The organism is Piscinibacter sp. PDB1-1 (assembly GCF_056675995.1).
In genome coordinates this window covers 467,092-488,130 of the sequence record NZ_JBWVZJ010000003.1, presented here as the reverse complement: position 1 = coordinate 488,130, position 21,039 = coordinate 467,092, and the positions used below count along the sequence as shown (strand labels likewise).

Annotated in this window: 19 protein-coding genes; 7 read left to right on the top strand and 12 right to left on the bottom strand. The window is 67.4% G+C overall.

Annotated elements, in window-relative coordinates; translation table 11 throughout:
- Window positions 1-175: 175 nt before the first annotated feature.
- Both AC1KAR_RS18165 and AC1KAR_RS18160 read left to right on the top strand, forming a co-directional pair.
- On the top strand, window positions 176-1,171 hold the full coding sequence (locus tag AC1KAR_RS18165) for an LLM class flavin-dependent oxidoreductase (RefSeq protein ID WP_480320241.1): 996 nt from the start codon (window positions 176-178) through the stop codon (window positions 1,169-1,171).
- A gap of 29 nt (window positions 1,172-1,200) precedes the next feature.
- Entirely contained in the window at window positions 1,201-1,467 is a 267-nt protein-coding gene (locus AC1KAR_RS18160) for an RNA-binding S4 domain-containing protein (protein ID WP_480320239.1), read from the top strand.
- 24 nt (window positions 1,468-1,491) lie between these two features.
- Here the strand turns inward: AC1KAR_RS18160 and AC1KAR_RS18155 are convergent, their stop codons facing one another.
- Genes AC1KAR_RS18155 through trhA form a run of 3 tightly spaced genes read right to left on the bottom strand, consistent with a single transcriptional unit; the run spans window position 1,492 to window position 2,859 of the window.
- Complete coding sequence (locus AC1KAR_RS18155; RefSeq protein WP_480320237.1) at window positions 1,492-1,737, bottom strand: VF530 family protein; 246 nt, start codon at window positions 1,735-1,737, stop codon at window positions 1,492-1,494.
- Window positions 1,734-2,228 (bottom strand): cupin domain-containing protein, encoded by a 495-nt coding sequence (locus AC1KAR_RS18150; RefSeq protein ID WP_480320235.1) that lies wholly within the window; start codon window positions 2,226-2,228, stop codon window positions 1,734-1,736. The genes AC1KAR_RS18155 and AC1KAR_RS18150 overlap by 4 nt, the downstream gene beginning before the upstream one ends.
- Before the next feature lie 16 nt (window positions 2,229-2,244).
- Window positions 2,245-2,859 (bottom strand): PAQR family membrane homeostasis protein TrhA, encoded by a 615-nt coding sequence (gene trhA / locus AC1KAR_RS18145; RefSeq protein WP_480320233.1) that lies wholly within the window; start codon window positions 2,857-2,859, stop codon window positions 2,245-2,247.
- Window positions 2,860-2,928: 69 nt separating this feature from the next.
- Here trhA and AC1KAR_RS18140 point away from each other — a divergent pair, with 69 nt between their 5' ends.
- Window positions 2,929-3,666: a 2OG-Fe dioxygenase family protein gene (locus AC1KAR_RS18140; RefSeq protein ID WP_480320230.1), complete on the top strand. Its 738-nt coding sequence runs from the start codon at window positions 2,929-2,931 to the stop codon at window positions 3,664-3,666.
- Window positions 3,667-3,703: 37 nt separating this feature from the next.
- Here the strand turns inward: AC1KAR_RS18140 and AC1KAR_RS18135 are convergent, their stop codons facing one another.
- A complete protein-coding gene (locus tag AC1KAR_RS18135) occupies window positions 3,704-5,722 on the bottom strand; it encodes a S9 family peptidase (protein WP_480320228.1) in 2,019 nt (672 codons plus the stop codon).
- 109 nt (window positions 5,723-5,831) lie between these two features.
- Here AC1KAR_RS18135 and AC1KAR_RS18130 point away from each other — a divergent pair, with 109 nt between their 5' ends.
- Complete coding sequence (locus tag AC1KAR_RS18130; protein ID WP_480320226.1) at window positions 5,832-6,110, top strand: hypothetical protein; 279 nt, start codon at window positions 5,832-5,834, stop codon at window positions 6,108-6,110.
- Between the two features lie 294 nt (window positions 6,111-6,404).
- Window positions 6,405-7,511, top strand: a complete 1,107-nt coding sequence (rsgA, locus tag AC1KAR_RS18125) for a ribosome small subunit-dependent GTPase A (RefSeq protein ID WP_480320224.1) — start codon at window positions 6,405-6,407, stop codon at window positions 7,509-7,511.
- A 105-nt stretch (window positions 7,512-7,616) separates the two neighbouring features.
- On the opposite strand, the gene AC1KAR_RS18120 is transcribed toward rsgA, so the two are convergent.
- From AC1KAR_RS18120 to AC1KAR_RS18085, 8 genes are all read right to left on the bottom strand, one after another.
- Window positions 7,617-9,305 carry a 7TM diverse intracellular signaling domain-containing protein gene (locus AC1KAR_RS18120; RefSeq protein WP_480320223.1) on the bottom strand — a complete coding sequence of 563 codons (1,689 nt, stop codon included), beginning with the start codon at window positions 9,303-9,305 and terminating at the stop codon, window positions 7,617-7,619.
- A 100-nt stretch (window positions 9,306-9,405) separates the two neighbouring features.
- Window positions 9,406-12,603 carry an NAD(P)-binding protein gene (locus AC1KAR_RS18115; protein WP_480320221.1) on the bottom strand — a complete coding sequence of 1,066 codons (3,198 nt, stop codon included), beginning with the start codon at window positions 12,601-12,603 and terminating at the stop codon, window positions 9,406-9,408.
- 90 nt (window positions 12,604-12,693) lie between these two features.
- The gene (locus tag AC1KAR_RS18110) at window positions 12,694-13,932 is read right to left on the bottom strand and encodes an MFS transporter (RefSeq protein ID WP_480320219.1); all 1,239 of its coding nucleotides are present in this window, start codon (window positions 13,930-13,932) and stop codon (window positions 12,694-12,696) included.
- Window positions 13,932-14,546 carry an RluA family pseudouridine synthase gene (locus AC1KAR_RS18105; RefSeq protein ID WP_480320776.1) on the bottom strand — a complete coding sequence of 205 codons (615 nt, stop codon included), beginning with the start codon at window positions 14,544-14,546 and terminating at the stop codon, window positions 13,932-13,934. The genes AC1KAR_RS18110 and AC1KAR_RS18105 overlap by 1 nt, the downstream gene beginning before the upstream one ends.
- A gap of 124 nt (window positions 14,547-14,670) precedes the next feature.
- Window positions 14,671-15,780, bottom strand: coding sequence for a diguanylate cyclase (locus AC1KAR_RS18100; RefSeq protein ID WP_480320217.1), 1,110 nt, complete (start codon window positions 15,778-15,780; stop codon window positions 14,671-14,673).
- 114 nt (window positions 15,781-15,894) lie between these two features.
- Window positions 15,895-17,358, bottom strand: coding sequence for a cytochrome P450 (locus AC1KAR_RS18095; RefSeq protein WP_480320215.1), 1,464 nt, complete (start codon window positions 17,356-17,358; stop codon window positions 15,895-15,897).
- Between the two features lie 66 nt (window positions 17,359-17,424).
- Complete coding sequence (locus tag AC1KAR_RS18090) at window positions 17,425-17,598, bottom strand: hypothetical protein (protein WP_480320213.1); 174 nt, start codon at window positions 17,596-17,598, stop codon at window positions 17,425-17,427.
- Between the two features lie 125 nt (window positions 17,599-17,723).
- Window positions 17,724-19,427: a serine/threonine protein kinase gene (locus AC1KAR_RS18085; protein ID WP_480320211.1), complete on the bottom strand. Its 1,704-nt coding sequence runs from the start codon at window positions 19,425-19,427 to the stop codon at window positions 17,724-17,726.
- Between the two features lie 112 nt (window positions 19,428-19,539).
- Between AC1KAR_RS18085 and AC1KAR_RS18080 the strand changes: the two genes are divergently transcribed.
- A complete protein-coding gene (locus AC1KAR_RS18080; RefSeq protein ID WP_480320209.1) occupies window positions 19,540-19,941 on the top strand; it encodes a VOC family protein in 402 nt (133 codons plus the stop codon).
- A gap of 152 nt (window positions 19,942-20,093) precedes the next feature.
- Window positions 20,094-21,026, top strand: coding sequence for a DUF808 domain-containing protein (locus AC1KAR_RS18075; protein ID WP_480320207.1), 933 nt, complete (start codon window positions 20,094-20,096; stop codon window positions 21,024-21,026).
- The last annotated feature ends 13 nt before the right edge of the window (window positions 21,027-21,039 follow it).

Sequence of the window (21,039 nt, the reverse complement as noted above, 5' to 3'; positions counted from 1 at the left end):
TGCTTAAGTAATGCGTAGCACATGCTCCGCATGCAGAGACACTCAAGAGACGTTATTCGGGGGTTCTGACGGAACCGGGCTGGAATCAGCCCGGCATTCGAAAAGATCACTCGCAACCACTGTCTTGCGTATACCTGTAGTCTGAATATACCTCAGGCATTGTGAAAACCGCGTGATGAAGCTCTCTGTTCTCGATCAATCCATCTCACTCCATGGCAGTACTGAAGACGCCGCCATTCGCGACACTCTGGCGCTGGCCGAACACGTCGAGGAGCTGGGCTACGACCGCTTCTGGCTGAGCGAGCATCACAGTCTGCCGACCATCGTGGGCAGCGCCCCCGAGATCTTGATGGCGGCCATCGCGGCGCGCACCACGCGCATTCGCATCGGCAGCGCCGGAGTCATGCTGCCGCACTATGCGGCGCTGAAAGTGGCCGAGCAGTTTCGCGTGCTCGAAGCCCTGGCACCCGGGCGCATCGACCTGGGCGTCGGCCGGGCGCCAGGGGGTGACATGCGCACCGCGCAAGCGCTCAACCCGCACACCTACGGTACGGCGGACCACTTTCCGGAGCAGGTTCGTGACCTGCAGGCTTGGACGGCCGGCGAGCCCCACCGCGGGATCGTCGCCCACCCGCGCGGGCCCGAGGCGCCGCAGATCTGGGTTTTAGGGAGCTCAGACTACGGCGCGCAACTCGCCGCGCACTTCGGGCTCCCCTATGCCTACGCGTACTTCTTCGTCGACGGCCAGGGTGTCGAGCAGGCGCTGGACCTGTACCGCCGGCTGTACCAGCCCAGCGCCCGCCACCCGACGCCCCAACCGACGATATGCGTCTGGGCGCTCGCAGCGGACACCGAAGAAGAGGCCCTGCACCACGCCCTGAGCCGCGAACGCTGGCGCGTTGACCGCGGGCGCGGCGTGCTGGGGCCGCTGCAGTCGCCCGACGTCATCGCCGAGCGCGGTTTCAACGCCGACGAGATGCGCATCGTGGAGCCGATGCGCCAACGCGCGTTCGTCGGCAGCGCGGCGCAGGTGGCGCACAAGCTGCGTGCGTTGGGCGAAGAGTTGGCCCTGGCTGAGATCGTCATCAACACCTGGGCACACGACCCGCAGGTGAGGCGCCATTCCTACGCCCTGCTGGCCCGCGAGCTCGGGTTGGCGCACACTCGCTGAAGTCGCACAACAACACACGGAGACAGGGGATGCGAACGATCGAGTTCGAGCTGCGGGGCGACTACATCACGCTGGACGCCCTGCTCAAGGTGACAGGCCTGGCCAGCAGCGGCGGCGAAGGCAAGGCCATGGTGGCCAGCGGCAAGGTCGAGGTCGATGGCCGGCAGGAGCTGCGCAAGGCCTGCAAGATCCGGGCGGGCCAGGTCGTGGGGCTGCACGGCGCCCGCATCCGGATTCACGCGCCGACCCTGCCGGCCCCGCTCGATGGGGCCGAGGAGCGGCCGCACGAAGCCTGATGCAGCCTCGCTGCGGTGGCGCCGTCAGGGGCGGCGCTGAGTGCGCGCCTGTTCTCGCAGCATGTACAGGTACAGGCCCTCGACCTTCTCGCGCGCCCACGGCGTCTTGCGCAGGAAGCGCAGGCTGGATGAGATGCTCGGGTCGCTGGTGAAGCAGCGGATCTGAATGCGCTCACCCAGGCCCGGCCAGCCAAAGAAGGCAACCAGCTCGGTGAGCATCTTCTCCAGCGTCACGCCGTGCAGCGGGTTGCGCGGTTGATCGGTGCTCATGGCTGGTCTGCGCCCGCAAGCCGCAACAGGGCTGGGTTCAGCGCCGTGATGGCTGACATGACCTTCGCATCGAGGCGCGCGAACGAGAAGTCGGCGAACTCGAAACCCGGGCCGACGGTGGCGCCCACGTAGGCGAAATCTCCGAGCGGCTCGGCGGCCTGCCACCACCCGGATGGCACGACGTGTCGCGGTGCCGACGCGACACTTGCGGGTGCCAGGTCGACGGCATCGATGCGGTCGAGCGAAGGTGGCATGCACCAAAGGCGCAGCGGTTCGCCTTCGAGCCAGTGCCAGACCTCGTCGGATGCCACCCGGTGCCAGGCGCTGAACTCGCTTCGCTGCAGCAGGAAGTCGATGCTGGTGAGGGCGCTGCGGACCGGGCGGCCGTCGTCGGGCGTGACGCGGGCGGCAGACCGAAAGATCTCGCGGTAGTGCCCGCCCTCGGGGTGCGGGGCGAGCTGCAGGAGTTCGATCAACCGTTTGGCGCGCATGACGACCGCGGGCTACTCAGTTCACGTAGAGCAGCACAGCCACGTAATGGCAGGCAGTGCCGGCCAGCACGAAGAGGTGCCACACGCCATGAGCGTGTTTCCAGCGCTCGTCGTTGGCGTAGAAGACGACGCCCGCGGTATAGAGCAGCCCACCCGCAATCAGCCAAGTCAAGCCGGGGGCGGGAAGCTCCCGCACCAGCGGCGCCGCGGCGATCACGGCCAGCCAACCCATGGCGATGTACAGCGGTACCGAAGGCACCCGATCGCGGCCGACGACCAGCTCCTTGAGGATGCCGATCACCGCCAGGCCCCAGACCACGCCGAACAGCGACCAACCCCAAGGGCCGCGCAGCGTGACGAGCGTGAAGGGCGTGTAGGTGCCGGCGATCAGCAGGTAGATCGCGCAGTGGTCGAACTTGACCAGCACGCGCTTCGCCTGGCCGCGCACCGAGTGGTACAGCGTGGAGGCACCGTACAGCAGCACCATGGTGGCCGAGAAGATGCTCGAGGCCACGATCTGCCACGCATCGCCATGCAGAGCGCGTTGGGTGATGAGCACGGCAGCGCCGGCCGTGGCGGCCACAAGGCCGGCCAGATGCGTGAAGCTGTTGAATCGTTCGCCGTAATACATGTACGTGGGGTGGAGGTGAACAGGCCCGGCCGATTGTGGCAGCGCGGTGCGCTGGCATCATTCAGGCCCATGACCATGACCCTCACGCCACCGTTCATTGCGCCGCAAGCGCTCGTCGATGCGCTGCGCGGCGCCGGCCATGCCACGCTCAGCCCTGCCGGATGGTGCGAGTTGTTGTCGTGCGAACCGGTGGCCCTGACAGCGCTCGAATCAAGTTGGGACGATCTCGTGCCCGACGCCTACCTCCGCGATGGTGGCAACTACCGCCGCCGGCGGCACGCGTGCTTCGTGGTTGAAGGCGACAACGTGACCCAGGCACCCCACCGCGCTCATTGGCAGCCGGTTGAATACAACGCCTTGCACGGCGGTCTGGAGCGGTGGTTCGAACCGATCGAACCGCAGATCGTGGCGCACCCCGTCTGGGAGCAAATGCTGAGAGCGCTCAGCCGCAGTTGCTCTGCCGTGAAAGGTGCGCAGCCCTGGTACGTCGAGGCGCATCAATTCCGGATCGATACCTCCGAAGGCATTGGTCGCCCCACGCCGGAAGGCGCGCATCGCGATGGTGTCGACTTCGTGGCGGTGATCCTGGTGAACCGCGTGGGCGTGAAGGGCGGTGAAACACGGGTGTTCGAAGCCAACGGGCCCAAGGGCATCCGCTTCACGCTGACCGAGCCCTGGACGGCGCTCGTGCTCGACGACGAACGCGTGATCCACGAGAGCACGCCGATCCAGCCGGTGGCCGCCGATGGGCACCGCGACACGCTGGTCATCACCTTCCGCGCGGGCGGCTTCCAGGGGCCGGTGTGAGCCCGCCGCCTTGCCGGCCGCGGCGGGCAAGGCGGGGTCAATGGCCGATGGTCTGCCTCAGGAAGAGCACCGTCGCGTAGAACTGGTAGTCGGCGTTTTCCTTGCGCTGGAAGCCATGGCCCTCGTTCTCGGCGCGCAGGTACCAGACGGGCGTGTTGTTGGCGCGCGCCTTGGCGACGATCTGCTCGGCCTCGGTGTAAGGCACGCGAGGGTCGTTCTTGCCTTGCACCACGAACAGCGGTTTGGTGATGCGGCTGGCGTTGGTCAGCGGCGAGATCTTCTCCAGAAACTCGCGCATCGCCGGGTCGCGTTCATCGCCGTACTCGACGCGCCGCAGGTCGCGGCGGTAGCTCTCGGTGTTCTGCAGGAAGGTGACGAAATTCGAGATGCCCACCACGTCGATCGAACCGGCGATGCGCTCCGCATAGTTGGTGCTGACGGCCAGGCTCATGTAGCCGCCGTAGCTGCCACCGATCACGATCACCTTGCTTGCATCAAGCTGCGGCTGCGTGGTGATCCAGTCGAGCAGGGCGCCGATGTCCTTGACCGAGTCTTCACGCTTCACGCCGTCGTCGAGCGACAGAAAGCTCTTGCCGAAGCCGCTCGAACCGCGCACGTTGGGCTGGATCAGCGCCATGCCGAGTTCATTGACGTAGTAGTTGTAGCGCCCTAGGAAGCCCATGGTCGACTGGCCCTCCGGGCCACCGTGGATCAGGACCATGACCGGGCGCTTGCCGGTGTATCGCTCGGGTGGCATGTTCATCAGGCCCGAGATCATTCGGCCGTCGAAGCTTGCCCAGCGCACGATGCTCTGGTCCTGGAAGCTCGCCATGTCCACGCCGGGCGGGGCGTACGGTTGAGTCCACGACGTGATTGCTCCATCGGGCAGGCGGCTGACGATCTGTTGCGGGCCTTGCGCACTGTTGATCGACAGCGCGAGTTCGCCGGTTCGGCGGTGGAAACTCGCGCCCGTGACGCTGCCCGGCGGCACCTGCGGCTGCGCCAGTTCCTTGAGCGTGCGGCCGTCGAAGAGGTGCAGTTCTTCCTTGCCTTCGACATTGACGATCGCCGCGATGCGGCGCCCGTCTTGTGTGGTGGCGACGGAGTCCACGTCCCACGGGATATGCGCGCTGACCGGCGTGAGCCGCCTGTTCGAGAAGCGATAGCTCAGCAGCTGCCGGAACTCGCCCGCCTGGTCGCTCAACACCAGGAGGCCGGTGTTGCCGGGCGTGAACTCGCTCGCGTAGTAGGTCGCGCGTTCGTTGCTGCCCGGCGCGGGCAGGATCTGCGTGGCGCGGCCCGAGGCCACGTCGAGAATCCAGACCTGCGACTCGGTGGCAGAGATGTAGCGCGTGAGGGCGATGCGCTTGTCGTCGGACGACACACCCCCCGCATACCAGCCGCCGCCCTCGAGCTCGGCCAGCTTGCGGGCCGCCAGGGGCTTGAGCGGGTTCACCAAGCGGAAGGTCGTCGTCACCTTGTTGCGCGTTCCGCCCTGCGCTGTCTTGTCGAGCGGCAGCGACGCCGTGATCAGCGTGCTGCTGCGTCGCAGCCAGCCTTGAAGGTTGTGGCGCTCCGAGGGGTCGGTGATCTGAGTGGCTTCCTTCGTCGCGAGGTCAAGGCGGTAGAGCTGGTCGGCTTCGCTGCCGCCCGAACTGCGCTCGAACACGGCGAATTTGCCGTTGCGCGGTTCGTAGCTCGCGGTGTTGACGGGGTCGACCGAGTCGGTGAGTTGCTCCGGCTCGCCGCCGGCTTGCGCCACGCGAAAGAGCTGGGCCGTGTTGGCGCCGGCCTTGCGGTGCGAGACCAGCATTTCGCGGCGCTGCGGGTGCCAGTCTGCGAAGCCATGGCCGCGGAAGTCCGTGTACTTGGCCACCTCGTCGGCCAGGCTCGCCGGGATCGGCGGGATGCCTTGCACCAGCAAATTGGGATTCGGTGCCAGCACCGGCACCGGCTCGGCGGGCGGGGCGCTCGGGGCATTGCTGCTGCAGGCGGTGAGGCCGGCAGCGATGGCAACTGCGAAGGGGGCGAATGACGACAGCGCGGGCTTGTTCATGCGATCGGTTCGTTCTGCGGAGATGAGGGGGTTGTATCGCGGCAGATAATCCCCATGTGTGGGTTTTCCGCGACCACGGGCTGCCGGTGGCAGGCCGCACCGAATTTACATGCAAGCACTCTTCTCATTCGTTTTGTGCGCCTTGCTGGTTACCGTGGGGCTGGTTTTTGCAGCAGCGCTGCTCGTGACGGGCCTGCTGTTCAGCGTGGTGTTCGCGGTTTGGAGCGCGCTGCGCGGCCGCCGCCCCCGCGTGGTGCGGTTCAAGGTCGATCCGCGCGATCCGTTCGCCGCCATGCGGCCCAAACCGCAGGCACAAGCCGATGTGGTCGACATCGAAGCGCGTGTCATCCCCGACATGCCGCAACATTTGAATCGAAACGATCGTTGACCATGCCTTTGGCGCGTGCCAGACTGCGCGCCGTCCCATCCACCCACTTCAAAGGAGACCACTCAATGACGCACGCTGACATTGCCCTCCTGTGGGTCGCCGCTCGCATCGCCTGAGCCGCGTCGTCACGCTCTGCTTGCCCAGGCTGGCAAAGAGCGAGATCTGAACGTTCGCTGTGGCGCGCCTGCGCTGCGGTTGACCTGCTTCCTCCCCTTCGCGGCCTCGCGCACTCGCGCGCAGGCAACCGCGCGGCATTGCGCCGCGCCATCCCGACGATGGAAGACAGATCTCACCATGATCGAAATGGATGTCGAGCGCTTGCGCTCGGTAGGCTTGACCCCCGCGATGGCCCTGGTGGCCATCTGTTCCCAACCCGTTCCCGAGACCGACGCCGACGAGGTGCATGCCCTGGCGCGTCGCCTTGTGCGCGTGACCGAAGTGCATCGCGAGACGCTGCAGGTACACGACGGCCTGCACGAAGCTCGCGCGCGCGTGCTGCCCAAGCTCGCGCGCAAGCTGGCCGACCGGGACACCGCCGTGGCCGTGGGTGATTGGGTCGTGCTGGTGCACGACGCGCACGGCGAACCTTGGGTGCACGAGCGCATCCCGCCGATCTCGCACATTGCCCGGCGCGATGCCGACGGGCGCCGCCACGCGGTGGTGAGCAACGTGGACACCGCACTGCTCGTGATGGGCCTGGATGACGACTTCAACCCGCGGCGGCTCGAGCGATTTCTCGCGCTGGTGCAGGGTGAGGGCGTGACCCCTGTGGTGGTGCTCACCAAGGCCGATGTGGTGTCCGCCAATGAGGTGGAGCAGGCCATTGCGGACCTGCGCAGGCGGTTGCCGTCCAAGGTCGATGTGGTGGCCGTCAACGGTACGGCACCGCAGACCACTCGCGTGCTCGACGGCTATCTTTCTCCTGGGCAGACCGTCGTGCTGCTGGGTTCGTCCGGGGCGGGCAAGTCGACATTGACCAATGCCCTGGCCGGTGCACCCGTGCAGGACACCGGCGCGGTGCGCGAGCACGACAGCCGGGGCAAGCACACCACCACCTCGCGCTCACTGCACCAATTGCCGGGTGGAGCATGCGTGATCGACACGCCGGGCCTGCGCACGCTGCGGCCCGATGCCGACGAGAGCAGGCTGGCGCTGAGCTTCGAAGACATCGCCTCGCTGGCCGACCAATGCCGCTTCCGCGATTGCCGCCATGGCGACGAGCCCGGCTGCGCGGTGCGCGAAGGGGTGTCGCCCGATCGGCTGCGCAACTACCAGAAGCTGCTGCGCGAGATGCGCCGCGACACGCTCACGGTGCTGGAGCGGCAGCAGCAGTTGTCGGAGTGGAAGGCGCGCGGGCGTGGCGCGCAGCTGAGGCTGAAGATGAAGCGCGGCGAAGCTTGAGCCAGCGAAGCGTGGCTCCCCTCAAGCAACGTCTGTGGATCCGGCTTCGCCGGTCCACCAGGCGGCACCCCTCGGGGGGAGGGGCGCAGAGGCTGGGGGGCCGAACTAGGCAGTCGTTGTGCGCTTGGTCGTCTTGTGGAGGTACATGCGCGCGTCGGCGTGCATAAGCAGCTGCGAGCCGGAATTGATCTCCGACCCGAAGGCCACGCCAAAGCTGATGCCGCAATCGGGAAACCCGGCTTCATGCAGCTTGCGTTCGACGAGGTGCAGCGTGTGCCGCGCGAGGTCTTCCTGGCTGCGGTCACCAAGCACGGCGAACTCGTCGCCGCCCAGGCGGAAGACGCGCATGCCGTCGCTCTCGAGCACGCTGAGCTGCTGGGCGAACTCGCGAAGCAGTCCGTCGCCGTGCGAGTGGCCGTGCTTGTCGTTGATCTGCTTGAGGCCGTCGAGGTCGATCATGACCAGCATCGTGCGTTCGGATGCCGCAGGGTCGTGCGAATTGATCGTCATCGCGCTCAGTTCGCGGTCGAAGGCGTGGCGGTTGCCGATGCCTGTGAGCGAATCGGTGCTGGCCTGGGTGAGGGCGGCGTTCAGGCGGACGAGGTATTCGTCCTTCTCGCGGCCGAGCAGCCGGATCTTGTCGGCCAGTGCAAACGCGAGCAGCAAGGCGTCGGTGGTGGCGCCGAGAAGGGTGAACAACTCGATGTTGCGCATCACGCTCGGCACCAGGCCGAAGTTCGCGGGCAGGATCAGGATCGCCGGCAGCAACAACGCAAAGAACGCGGCGAGGAAATAGCGCGCCGGCAGGAAGCCTTGGCCGAGGCGGATCATCCCGGAGATCAGCGCCACCGTGAGCGTGACGGAGATGATCGCCGTGGCGAGTTGGTGCGCGTAGGCGAGCGAGACGAAACAGATCGGGATGAGGGCGATCGCCAGGAACATGTTTCCCTTGGCGACCCAGGCGAGGCGGGGCGCGTGCTCCTTCAGGCGAAGGAACTCCAGGAAGAACATGGTGTTGAACACCGCACCGAGGAAGAACAGGACGTAGTGCCAGTCGAGCGCACGCCAGCCGAGCCAGTCGGCCGGTACGTGCAGCGTCATCGACCACGACATGGTGGCCGTGATCAGGTACAGCGCGTAGTACAGCAGAGCGCGGTCGCGCACGCCGAGGTAGACGAATAGGTTGTAGAGCGCGAGCGTGAGCGTGGCGCCCAGCGCGCACAGCGTCAGCACGTTCTCGGAGACGACCGTCTTGCGGTAGCTCGCCTGGCTGGCCACGAAGACGCTCGGGTAGCGCGCGAAATAACGGCTCTCGATGCGCAGCAGGATCTGCGCGCGGGCGCCCGGCGGCAACTCGACGTTGCCACCGTAGTGCAGCATGTACGGCCCGCTCGTGTGATAGCCGGTGTTGAACGACTGCACGGCCTGGCCGGGCGTGTATACGCGCACCTCGATGCGCTCCATGAGCGTCCCGGTCGGATCGATGACCCAGCGCGTTTGCAAGGTGTCGTTCTGCACCGTGGCGTGGAACCAGTAGGTGCCGCCGAACAGGCTCACGCGGTTGACCGGCTTCAGCTTGCCCAGCCAGGCGTCGAGCTCGGCGCCGCTGGCGGGCGGGGTCTCGTCCTGGGCCTGGTAGAACTGGCCGCGGCCGGAGACTTCGGATTCGGCATCCGCATTGAGCGACACCGACGCCTGGGCCTGCGCCAGGCCGCAGCACAGCATCAGGGCCAGGACCGGCAGCCAGTGCAGGCAGGCCGAGCCATAGCGGAACCAGGGGAACAAGCGCGACATCGCGGCTATCAATTTCGCTGAGCGGACGTGATTGGCAATGTAACGAGAAGTTGCATGGGCAGACGAAGGCTGTTTCGCGAAGTGCGACTAATGTCACACATCACGGGACGTCTTTCTCGCCGGCAATCACCTTCGGGTGGCCGCAGATCGCTCGGGAGGCCTGCATGCCACCCATCACCGCGGCTTCGACGCAGCCCGCATTGACGCCGGTGCGAATCCAGTCGCCTGCCACGTAGAGGTTCGAGAAGCCCGTGCCGTCTGCGGCCAGCCTGTACTGCGTGCTGTTGACGACCGAGAGCACGTAGCGCTCGGACGGGTCGACGTTGGCGCGCCAGTACTGGCTGCTGAAGCGTTGCTCGCCGCTCGCGCCTGTCGTGTCGATGAGGCGGCTCCAGTCGAAGTCCTGCACCGTGGCCACGGCCGGCCACAGGGCGTGGATCTGGTGCTTGAGTTGGTCGATGGCGGCCTGCTTGACCTGCGCGGCCATGCGCACCGGGAAGTCGGAGTCGGTGAACGGCGGGTAGTCCTTGATCGGCAGCGCGCTGCAGAAGTAAGAGACGTTCTTCGGCTCGAATGGCGCGGGCCAGTCTTCGCGGATCAGCGTCTGGTCCATCGGGCCCCAGGTGTCGAAGGGTTCGCTGAAGGCCGTGAGCACCGGCACTTCATGCCCGCGCCCGAAGTCTTTCCAGCCGAGCTGCGGCACAGTGCGGTCCAGCCAGACCTGGTAGGCCTGCGTTGCTGCGGTCTTCACGAACTTGGCGGAGTTCTGCAGCGTCGTGCTCTTCGCAACCAGTTGCGGGCAGAGCTGCGCCAGGCCGTCGGCGGAGATGCCGAACACCACGCGGTCGAAGTCGACACCGCGCTGCAGCGTGACCGTGGGCAGTGGCTTGCCGAACTTGGCCTGGTAGCGCTGTGGCCAATCGGTCCAGTTCGATTCGAGGTTAATGGGCGGGTCGGCCTGCAGCAGCGCCGCCTGCGCGGGGTCGATCTGCTCGTACAGCGGCTGGTTGGGCCAGCAATCGAGGCCCTTCACGCTGCGCACGGGGTGGTAGTCGGCTCCGGCGAGATCGGCTTGCCGCGTCATGCGGATCTGGCCGACCGTCTTGCCGCTCGCATCGGGCAACAGTTCTTCGACCTTGTGGAAGAACTTGAACTTCACGCCGCGCTTCTTGAGGACTTCGTAGAAGGGCGTGAAGACCGTGTCGCCCATGCCGGCCTGCATCTTCCACATGATGCCGCCCTGGTAGCCGCAGGTCATGCGCAGGATGCCGCGCAGCATCGTGCCGGCTTCGATGTTGGGGCGGTCGAAGTCGCCATCTTCGTAGGCGAACACCAGGTCGTACAGGCCGCGGATGGGGGCGGAGTGGACGCTGATCTTCTCGTTGGCGCCGTGGCGGATCAGCCAGTCGCACAGGTCTTCGCCGTTGATGACGTCGAAGCCCTTCTCGAACACGCCGTCTTCGAGCATGCCGATGAGCGAGGTGACGGCCAGGTCGATGCAGATGTACAGGCGGCGCAGGTCGTCGGCCACGGTGTCGTCTTCGGCGCGCGCACCGTAGCGCGCCCGCAGCGCCGAGCGCACGCTCTTGAGTGCGCTGGCCTGCAGCGAGCGGTCGTGGCTGTCCTGGTCAACCAGGCTGGGCAGGCTCTTGACGAACGACAGGGTGGCGTCGAAGGCGCTGTGCAGGTCGGCGGCAATCGTCTCGACCGTGCGCTCGATGCGGGTGGCGATCGTCTCCAGCCAGCTGTTGTCACCGTCCTCACTCGTGACGGCGGCCACGGTGGTGGTGGTCGTGGTCGTCGTGGTCACGGTCTGGGTGGTTGCGACGGCGGCTTCTTCACCGTGCACGCCATCTAGCTCGCCGATCCACATCTTGACCCACGCGTACATGGTGAGGGCGATGTCCCACAGGCCGATGTCTTCGTCGCCATTGCCGGGCACGCCTTCCCGGATGGGCGTGTCGATCAGCCACTGGCGCCAGCTGTCGTCGATCAGTTCGCTGAGCGCGAAGGAATGCTGGGGCTTGAAGGCGTCTTCCCAGGTGGCCAGCGGCGCGCCGGGCGGGCGGCCCATCAGTTCGTAGGCGCGCTGGATGGTCTTGAAGGCGTTTTGGTAGAAGCCGAACCAGATGTGCAGGCCGTGCTCTTCGATGCGTTCGCCCAGCGCTGCGTTGCGGCCGCTCGCGCCCTTGCCGCCCAGGCGCCAGCCGAGCTGGTAGACGGTCACGTCGTACTGGTTCTGCCAGCCGGGTTGGTCGGTGAGGTAGAAGGCCGCCGTCATGGCACCCACGCCACCGCCGAGGATGGCGATCTTTTCGGGCGCGACCTGCGAGTTGTCGTGGATCTCCTCGCCCGGCGTCACTTCGAAGTCGAAGCTCAGGTGGAAGGGCAGGATGCCCGGCTGCGTGCCCAGTTGCAGGCCCAGTGTCTCGTTGAGCGGGAAGCTCGCGAAGCGGTGCAGCGTGACTTCGTAGTCGTCCTCGAACACCTCCACGCCGTGCACGGCCGTGACCTTGGCGGGCGCGGCCACGATGGCCTGGTACACCGCCTTCACGCCCGACGCATCGGGAAACTGCTTCAGGAAGATCTGCTCGCACCCGGGGCTGCGCAGCATGCCGGCGATCTGCTCCCAGCCCTCTTTGTCGAGCTCCAGCGTGGCGGGCAGGTTGGCGGCGATGAGTTCGATCGCCTCTTCGATCAGCTCCACAAAGCCGCCGAGCTTGCGCACGCCGTGGCGGTTGGTGGTGGCGGCCACCTCGATCAGCGGGTGCGTCTGCAGCTTCGAGTCGGGCGAGAAAGGCTCGAAACCCTTGGCCGCCAGCGAGAAGTAGCGCGCCGGCTCGCCCGGGGCGGGCATGCTGTATTCGCACAGGTACTTGGGGTAGCCGAACAGCTCACGCCCATTGATGAGCGCCATCGCGTCGTCGACGAAGATGTGGCACGGGTAGAAGAACACGCGGCTGATGCCGGCCTCGCCCTTCTTGATCTGGCCCACCATCACCCAGGTGATGATGTCGAGCTCTTCGCCCCAGCCCTTGGCCTGGTCGGCGGGCCAGGTGGAGAACGCCTTGTGCACCTTGGTGAAGGTGAGCATCACGAAAGGCGAGAACACCTGGAAGCGCATCTCGCCGCCGGCACAGGCGGTGAGGGTTTCGTCGACCGTGGCCTGCAGCTTCGTGAGGTCGCCCTTCACGAAGAAGCCGTACATCTCCGAATCCTGGAGCTGCAGCGGCGGGTGCATGAGCGGCGAGCCGCCCGGGTAGAGAAAGTCAGGGCGATTCGGCGTCGATGCTGTCATGGTGTCGTTGTTCGGGGCAGCCAGGGTGCGCGAAGTATCTTCGCGGCCTTGTGTTCGAACGCTCGTGAAAACCCGGTCGAAGGGCCCTCCTCAGGGCGCTTCGGTCAATCGTTCACGGCTTGCCAAGGCGGGGAAGAGTTTCAGCCACAACACCGCCACTGCCAAGGTGCCGATGCCGCCCAGCAACACCGAGCCGACCGGCCCGAGCAGCGCCGCCGTCGCCCCCGACTCGAACTCACCGAGCTGGTTCGATGCACCAATGAAGATCGAGTTGACCGCCGACACCCGCCCGCGCATGGCGTCGGGTGTTTCCAGCTGCACCAGAGATTGGCGGATCACCACGCTGATCATGTCGGCCGCGCCACTCACCCACAGCGCCACGAACGAGAGCACGAAAACCGTGGAGAGCGCGAACACCAACGTCGCCACGCCGTACACCGCCACGGCACCCAGCATCACCTTGCCCACGCGGCGGTTGATTGGCCAGCGCGTCAACACCACCGACATGCACAGCGCGCCTACCGCGGGCGCACCGCGCAGCAACCCCAGCCCCCACGGGCCCACATGCAGCACATCCTTGGCGAACATCGGCAGCAATGCGGTCGCACCGCCCAGCAGCACGGCGAACAGGTCGAGCGAGATGGCGCCGAGCACGACGGGGCGGTTCCAGATGAATCGAAAGCCTGCCAGCACCGTGCCCATCGACACCGGCTCCTTGGGCGGCGGCACGTGCGGGTGGCCGATGCGCGTGAACAGCACGCCGCCGATCACGAAGCTCAGCGCGCAGACCGCGTAGACCGCGTTCGCGCCCGCCACGTAGATGAACCCACCCAGAGCCGGGCCACCGATGATGGCCGCCTGCATGCCTGCCGAACTGAAGGCCAGCGCACGCGGCAACACCGGCACCGGCACGAGCGAAGGCACCAGCGCCTGCTGCGCCGGCATCTGGAAGGCCTTGGCCACCCCCAGGCCGACCGACATGGCCAGCAAGAGCCAGCGGCTCGCCCAATGGCCGTGCGCGGCCGTCATCAACACCACCGCGATGACCGCCTGCGCCGCCATGCACAGCGCCAGGATGCGCGTGCGGTCGTAGCGGTCCGCCACATGCCCCGCCACCAGGGTGAGCAATAGCGCAGGCAGGAACTGCAGCAGGCCGACCATGCCGAGGTCCCAGGCGCTGTTGGTCAACTCGTACATCTGCCAGCCCACGGCCACCATGAGCATCTGGTTGCCGATGGTGCCGAACACGCGCGCGAACCAGAAGCGGATGAAGGCGGGGAAGGCACGCAGCGGGGTGTCGGGCGCGGTGGAAGGTGGTGCGAGGTTCATCAGAATGGAGCAGGGCTCTCGAAGGACAGGGGCGCTCCGCTCACCGGGTGGGCGAACGCGAGCGCGTGGGCGTGCAGCAGCAGGCGGGGCGACCGCGCTGCAACTGCGGGCGGCGCATAAAGCGTGTCGCCCACGATGGGGTGGCCGAGTGCCTGCATGTGCACGCGCAACTGGTGCGAGCGGCCGGTCAACGGCGTGAGCGCCACGCGGGTGCGGCCGGGTTCGCGCACCAGCACCTCGAAGCGGGTCACCGAGGGCTTGCCGGTCTCGTGGTCGACCTTCTGCAAGGGCCGGTTGGGCCAGTCGGCGATGAGCGGCAGGTCGATCTCGCCGTGCTCGCGATCCATCACGCCCGCCACGACGGCCAGGTAGCGCTTGGCCACCAGGCGTTCGGCGAAGGCGGTGCCGAGCGTGCTCTGGGCCGCCTTGTGGCGGGCGAAGACGAGCAGGCCGGAGGTCGCCATGTCGAGCCGATGCACCACCAGTGCATCGGGCAGCACCGCCTGCACGCGCGAGGCCATGCAGTCATGCAGTTCGGCCGGGCGGCCGGGCACCGAGGGCAGGCCGGCGGGCTTATCGACGACGACGAGGGCGTCGTCCAGGTAGAGGGGGATCAGGCTCACGCGTGGTGGCGGGTTGGGGCACGCCGGGCATCGCCCCGGGCAGGCGCGCATTCTCGCGCGGACCCCAGGGTTTGGCGCGCGCCCGGTCATTCGGGCGGGGTGGTGCGAACAGGCCCTAACCCAGCACGATCCGGTCGCGCCCGCCGGTCTTGGCGCGGTACATCGCGTGGTCGGCACGCTCGAGTACCGATTCGATGCGCTCGCCAGGGTTCACCTGGACCAGCCCGGCGGAGAAGCTCATGCGCAGATCGGGCGCTGCGCCGGAAAAATCGGCCGACGCAACCTGCTCGCGCACCCGCGCAAGCGCCTGCTGCGCCGCGGCTAGCGGGGTGTCGGGCAGCAGCGCCACGAACTCTTCGCCGCCCCAGCGGCCGAGCAGATCGCTCGTGCGCAAGGCCTGCTGGGCCGTCTGGGCGAAGCGGCGCAGGGCTTCGTCACCCGCGGTGTGACCGTACTGGTCGTTGATCGCCTTGAAGTGATCGATGTCGAGCACTGCCACGCACATCGCTGCGCCGCTGCGCTCGCGTTGCTGTTGTGCAAGCGTCATCAGCTCCAGCATGTGGCGGCGGTTGTGCACCTGGGTAAGGTCGTCGCGCGTGGCGAGCAGGCGCAGCTTCTCGAATGCGAGCGCGAGTTCGCCGCGCTGTGTGCGCAGGCTCTCGTTCATGCGTGATACCAGGCTTGCCAGCCGCGCGATCAGCGCCGCCACCAGCGCGGCGTAGCCGAAGCCCAGAAGTTGCTCCCCCAGCGGGTAGCGCTCGGGTTGCCACTGACTGCACAGCCACATGGTGGCTCCCAGGCCCGTGAGCGAGAAGGCCACGATCTGCCACACGCGGCGCGTCGCCAGGCCGAACAGCGCATAGACGATGTGGCTGGCCATGATGATGAGCGTGGCGCCCGCCACCGGCCCGGCCACGGCGTAGTTGGCCCACATGTAGACGATGCCGACCAGCAGTTGGCTCACGCCCAGGTGACGGTCACCACGCGGGCCGAGCCCGAGACGCACGCCAATGTAGAACCCGGCGTTGATCACCACCGCGCTGGCGACGAGCAGCGCTGCGATGCGCGCCGGCGTATAGCCGAGCGCCACCTGCAGGCCCAGGAGGCCGGCGTACAGGACGTAGGTGACGACCGAGGTCAACCACAAGCTCAGGTTGCGGCGCACCGCGGGCTCGCGCGTCAGAACGCGATCGGCGAGTTCACGCAGGAATGGACCGCGGCGCATGCGCCGATTGTCGGCAGGCGGGGCTCGCGCATGAGGCCTTTCTCATCGCGAGCAGACGCATTGCGTGGCGATTGCCACGATCCGTACGGGTGGTGTTGCGTTTGGCGCGATGCGCTAGGCGGCGGTCACGTGTTCACGCACCCGCAGCCCGAGGCCCACCGGCGACATGGCGAAGGCCATGCGCTCGCGGGCCTCCTGCCCATCGGGCGTGGTGACCGCTTCCATCTCGAAGCTGCCGAGCAGCATGGCCATGGCCATCTTGATCTCGAGCGTGGCGAGATAGCGCCCGGGGCACACGCGGGGGCCGGCGCCGAAGGGCATGGACACGCGCTTGGGCGAACTGGGTGCGAGCGCCGCGTCGGCCCCGTCCAGCCAGCGTTCGGGCTTGAAGGCGGTGGGGTCGGGGAAGTGCGCTTCGTTCACGCTGTCGTGGCGCATCACGCACCACACGTAGCCCCCCTGGGGTACGAGGATGTCGTGCACACGGGTGTCGCGCAGGGCCTCGAACACCATCATCGGCGCCACCGGCTTGAGCCGCATGGTCTCGGCGGTGCAGGCCTCCAGGTAGTGCAACTGGTCGATGTGCTCTTGCGTGTAGGCGGCCGGGTCGGGGGCAATGCGGTGCACTTCGTCGGTGGCGCGCTGCAGGGCCTGCGGGTTGCGCTGCAGCAGATAGATCATCCAGGCGATGGTGTTGGCGGTGGTGTCTTCTCCGGCGAGCAGCATGGTGAGCATGTTGCCGGCCACGTGTTCGTCGGTCACGCCGCTGTCGCCGTGGTCGGCGGCGGCGATCATGGCTTCGAGCAGGTTGCTCGGCTGCTCACGCAACGCAGGGTTGATCCGCATGCGTTCGCGCGCCTGGGCGATGAAGTTGGCAATGGCGTGCTTGATCGCCGTCACGCTGCGGTCGAGTTCTCGGTCGGCCTGGCTGCGCCACACGCGCCAGTACGGCACGCGCGCGAAGATGCGCCGAAAGAGCGCCGGGAAGATCTTGTCGAGGTGGCGCTGGATGACGTCGTCGTCCGACTCCAAGGTGTTCATGTCGGTGCCGAACGCGAGGCCGGCCACGCCGTCGACCGTGTAGCGCATCAGGTCTTCCTGCAAGGGGATGGTGCGCCCGGCGCGGGCCGCGGCCTGCCAACGCCCGCGCAGGCGCTGCGAGACCTTCAGCAGCGTCGGGAAGTACGCCCGCACATGGTTCGGCGCGAAGCTCGCCATGACCATGCGGCGCTGGTCGCGCCACGCCTGGCCTTCGGCACCGAAGACGCCGGGCTTGAAGCCCATCTCCATGCCGACGATCGTCTGCCGCGAGGTGCGGCGAAAGCCATCCGGGCGGTCTTTCAGCAGGGTGGCGATGGCCTCGTGGTCGGCCACGCCCAGCACAGGCAGGCGGCCGAGCCGGAAGTGAAAGTACGGCCCGAACTCACGGGCCCACGCTTCGATGTCGCGGTGGATGCGATCGAGTTGAACCTGCAACGCATTGCCCAGCAAGGGAATGCCGCGTGGGCCCGGCAGATCGGCAACGCGGCGTGTCACCGCGTTGGCCGGGGCGGGTGTGGCGTCGCCTGTGGTGTTCATGGTGGCTCCCTGGTGCGCCGAGTGGTGCGCTGAGGCGGCCAGTGTCTACCATCGGGCAGCGATGCCCTATCGGCGCCCACGAGGTTCGTAGTACGGCGGCGGCGGGCCGTAGGCCGGTTCGACCACCACCGGGCGCACGCGGCGCGCAGGCACGGGCACCACGACACAGGCGCTGAGCAACTGCGTGAGTAGCACCACACCGAGCACGCCGAGCTTGCTTCGTCGGACAGACTGGTTCATCGTCTTCACTCCTGGGTGCCGACAGGCCCCCACGGGTGATCAACGGTGCGTGCCGAAGCGGTGTTGACGCTGCGAGGTTGCTGGGAGGTAAAGGCGAAGTGAAGCTTGCGTGGCGCGCTGCGGCGTCACTCTTCGCGCGCGCGGAACTCGATGCACTGCGGGTGTTGCATGAACTTGGCGCGGTCGCACTGCTGCTCCATGCAGTAGTACAGCGCGAAGTTCACGCGCGTGCCGCAGGCAGCTCGCGGCGTGCTGGCTTCGGCGCTGGTGCTTGCGGCTGCGGGAGATTTCTCTCTGTTGGCTTTGCGCGGTGCCGGGGCCTCGGGCGCGGGGCGTTCCGGCGCGCTTGGTGCTGGGGCCACGGCCGGCGTGGCGGGAACAGCTTCCGAGGGGAGAGGTTGAACCAGGGGGGCTTGAGCGGGAACAGAGCCGGGCACAGCGGGCGAGGGCGCTGCAGCCAGTTCGCTGGGCGCGATCGACGTGGGGCTCGCCGACGCGGGTGCGGCCGGCACGGATGCTTCGACAGCAGCGACCGGGACCGCCTGCGACGCGGCCTGCGCGGCGGTCGCCACGCTGGGTGCGGCAGGTGCCGGCATCACGGCGGGTGCGCTCGCCGTGGCACTCACCGGTTGCATCTGCATCCACCACCACCCGCCGACGCCGACGAGCGCGATCAACCCCAGGGCTGCCACCCACAGCGAGCCCCTGCGGCGCGGCGGGGGGGCGATGGCGGCCTGGCGCTCGGGTGGTGCATCGGCGAACCACTCCTCGCGCGGCGTGGCAGGGGGCGGATCGAAGACGGGTTCGCGACGTGCGTCGGCGCTCGCGCGAGCATCCGGTGCGGCGGGCGTGGCTTGGATGGGTGGTTGCGCCGCCTGGGATGGCCGATCGAGCAGGCGCTGGAAGTCCGCCACGTCGCGCGCTCGCTCGCGGGGCCGCACCGACAGGGCCTTGTCGATGCCGGCGAGAAAGCCGGGCGTGAAGTCGTAGCGCAGCGCCGGGTAGCGCGCCTGGAGTGCGCGCACGGTGTCGGCCAGCGGCCGCTGCGGATCGGGGTTCACGCGCAGCGTGGCGGGCGCCGGGGGCTGGCCCGTGATGGCGAAATGGAGCACGCTGGCCAGGGCGTAGAGATCGGTCCAGGCGCCCTGCGGCAGGGTGGCCGATTCGCTGTAGAGCTCGATGGCTGCGTACGCCGGGTTGAGCCTCTGGCCGAGCGACATCGCGTCGTCGCCGGCCACGCGGTTGCTCGCGGCCAGGTCCATCAAGACCGGCCTGCCGTCGGCCAGCAACATGATGTTGTCGGGGGAAATGTCGCGGTGCAGGCACTGCGCGTTGTGCAGCACGCTGAGTGCGCCCAGGAGCGGCGTGAGCATCGCGCGCAGCCAGGCTTCGTCGGGCGGGCGCTTCTGCGCGGCCAGCACCTGAGCGAGCGTATGGCCTTCGTAGTAGGGCATCGCCATGTACGCGCTGCCGTTCTCCTCCCAGGTGCTGTGCACGTGGGCGAGCGAGGGGTGCTGAAGTTGCGCCAGCAGGCGGCCCTCGGCGATGAAGGCATCGCGCGCCCTGGCGAAGGCCTCGGCCACCCGGGGCGTGCGAGGCTCCACCTGGGACGCGCCGCTGCGCACGGCCAGATCGGCGGGCAGGTACTCCTTGATCGCCACCTGCCGTTGCAGCGACGAATCGAGCGCCAGGTAAAGAATGCCGAACCCGCCGCGCAGCAGCGCGTCGACGATCTGGTAGCCGCCCAGCCGGGTGCCGGCTGGCAGGGCCTCGCGGGTCAGGGCGGTGTCGGATTGCTGGGTAGAGGGGCCGAAATCGGGAGAGGGCATCGTCTGAAGGGTTCGGGTGCGGCAGGCGCAAGCTTATAGGTCAGTGTGGCAGAGCAAGGCGCGCGCCTGCTACCGTGTCGGCCTTGATCAACCAGTACAGGAACCTTGCGTCATGGGCGTGCAACTCACCAAGCAATCGATCGACCTCGGCATCGTCACCACCAACGGCCCGGCCATGCTGGCCTTTTATCGCGACGTGCTGGGCTTCAAGTACCTGCGCGAGATGGCCGTGCAGGGCGTGGGCACCATGCACCAGATGCTGTGCGGCGAGAGCATGGTCAAGCTCGTGGTGGCCGACAAGGTGGCGGCCCCGGCCGCACCGGGCGGCATCCCAGGCGGCAGCGGCTACCGCTACTGGACCATGACCGTCAGCAACCTTAGCGAGATGGTCGACGCCTGCGCCGCGGCAGGTGCCAAGGTGGCGATGAAGGAACGCGAACTGCGCCCGGGCGTGAAGATCGCGATGGTCGAGGACCCGGACGGCAATTGGGTGGAGTTTCTCGCCCTGGGCTGAGGTCACGCTCCGGCGGTCTCGCCGGGCTCAAGGCCTGAGCGCAATCTGAATGCGGGCTGACGCTCGCGTACCATCCTCGCCGCAGCTGCGGCGGGCTCAGCGCGCGCTTCGCTCGCTTCAACTTGCTCGTTTCAACTCCGCGTCTGCACACCATGGCCACCAGCTTGCTCGCCCTTCTCGACGACATCTCGACCGTCCTCGATGACGTCGCCCTGTTGACCAAGATCGCCGCCAAGAAGACCTCGGGCGTGCTCGGCGACGACTTGGCGCTCAACGCGCAGCAGGTCAGCGGCGTGAGTGCAGATCGCGAGTTGCCGGTGGTGTGGGCCGTGGCAAAGGGCTCGGCGATGAACAAGGCGATCCTGGTGCCGGCCGCGCTGCTCATCAGCGCGTTCGCGCCCTGGGCGGTGACGCCGCTGCTGATGGTGGGCGGTCTGTTCCTGTGCTACGAAGGCGTGGAGAAGCTCGCGCACAAATGGTCGCACCGCAACGAGAAAGACGGCGGCGAGGCGGCGCGCCTGGCAGCACTCGAAGCCGAGATGAACAAGCCGAAGGTGGACCTGGCGACGCTCGAGAAGGACAAGATCAAGGGCGCCGTGCGCACCGATTTCGTTCTCTCCGCGGAGATCATTGCGATCACTCTCGGGACCGTCACCGAAGCGACCTTCGTCACCCAGGCGACGGTGCTGGTCGGGGTGGCGATCATGATGACCGTGGGCGTTTACGGGGTCGTGGCGGGTATCGTCAAGCTCGACGACCTGGGCCTGTACCTCAGCCACAAGGCTGGCAGCGCGCCGAGAGCGTTGGGCCGCGGCATCCTGTGGGCCGCGCCCTACTTGATGAAGGGCCTGACGATTGCGGGCACGGCCGCCATGTTTCTGGTGGGTGGCGGCATCCTGGTTCACGGTATCGCAGCGCTGCACCACGCCATCGAACACATCGGCGCCGGCCTGGGTGGCGTGGGCGAAGTGGTTGTTCCCGCGTTGCTCAATGGGCTGGTGGGTGTGGTGGCGGGCGCGATCGCGCTGGTGGTCGTGAGCGCCGTTCAGAAGCTCTGGGCCTCGCGCAAGACGAGCGCCGCCTGAAACCGATCCGCAT

Excerpts from the sequence above, each read along its gene's own strand:
- AC1KAR_RS18085 (WP_480320211.1), bottom strand. The coding sequence starts at position 19,427 with ATGCCCTCTCCCGATTTCGGCCCCTCTACCCAGCAATCCGACACCGCC.
- rsgA (WP_480320224.1), top strand. The coding sequence starts at position 6,405 with ATGATCGAAATGGATGTCGAGCGCTTGCGCTCGGTAGGCTTGACCCCC.
- AC1KAR_RS18160 (WP_480320239.1), top strand. The coding sequence starts at position 1,201 with ATGCGAACGATCGAGTTCGAGCTGCGGGGCGACTACATCACGCTGGAC.
- AC1KAR_RS18155 (WP_480320237.1), bottom strand. The coding sequence starts at position 1,737 with ATGAGCACCGATCAACCGCGCAACCCGCTGCACGGCGTGACGCTGGAG.
- trhA (WP_480320233.1), bottom strand. The coding sequence starts at position 2,859 with ATGTATTACGGCGAACGATTCAACAGCTTCACGCATCTGGCCGGCCTT.
- AC1KAR_RS18165 (WP_480320241.1), top strand. The coding sequence starts at position 176 with ATGAAGCTCTCTGTTCTCGATCAATCCATCTCACTCCATGGCAGTACT.
- AC1KAR_RS18115 (WP_480320221.1), bottom strand. The coding sequence starts at position 12,603 with ATGACAGCATCGACGCCGAATCGCCCTGACTTTCTCTACCCGGGCGGC.
- AC1KAR_RS18080 (WP_480320209.1), top strand. The coding sequence starts at position 19,540 with ATGGGCGTGCAACTCACCAAGCAATCGATCGACCTCGGCATCGTCACC.
- AC1KAR_RS18075 (WP_480320207.1), top strand. The coding sequence starts at position 20,094 with ATGGCCACCAGCTTGCTCGCCCTTCTCGACGACATCTCGACCGTCCTC.
- AC1KAR_RS18095 (WP_480320215.1), bottom strand. The coding sequence starts at position 17,358 with ATGAACACCACAGGCGACGCCACACCCGCCCCGGCCAACGCGGTGACA.
- AC1KAR_RS18120 (WP_480320223.1), bottom strand. The coding sequence starts at position 9,305 with ATGTCGCGCTTGTTCCCCTGGTTCCGCTATGGCTCGGCCTGCCTGCAC.
- AC1KAR_RS18140 (WP_480320230.1), top strand. The coding sequence starts at position 2,929 with ATGACCATGACCCTCACGCCACCGTTCATTGCGCCGCAAGCGCTCGTC.
- AC1KAR_RS18150 (WP_480320235.1), bottom strand. The coding sequence starts at position 2,228 with ATGCGCGCCAAACGGTTGATCGAACTCCTGCAGCTCGCCCCGCACCCC.
- AC1KAR_RS18135 (WP_480320228.1), bottom strand. The coding sequence starts at position 5,722 with ATGAACAAGCCCGCGCTGTCGTCATTCGCCCCCTTCGCAGTTGCCATC.
- AC1KAR_RS18090 (WP_480320213.1), bottom strand. The coding sequence starts at position 17,598 with ATGAACCAGTCTGTCCGACGAAGCAAGCTCGGCGTGCTCGGTGTGGTG.
- AC1KAR_RS18100 (WP_480320217.1), bottom strand. The coding sequence starts at position 15,780 with ATGCGCCGCGGTCCATTCCTGCGTGAACTCGCCGATCGCGTTCTGACG.
- AC1KAR_RS18110 (WP_480320219.1), bottom strand. The coding sequence starts at position 13,932 with ATGAACCTCGCACCACCTTCCACCGCGCCCGACACCCCGCTGCGTGCC.
- AC1KAR_RS18130 (WP_480320226.1), top strand. The coding sequence starts at position 5,832 with ATGCAAGCACTCTTCTCATTCGTTTTGTGCGCCTTGCTGGTTACCGTG.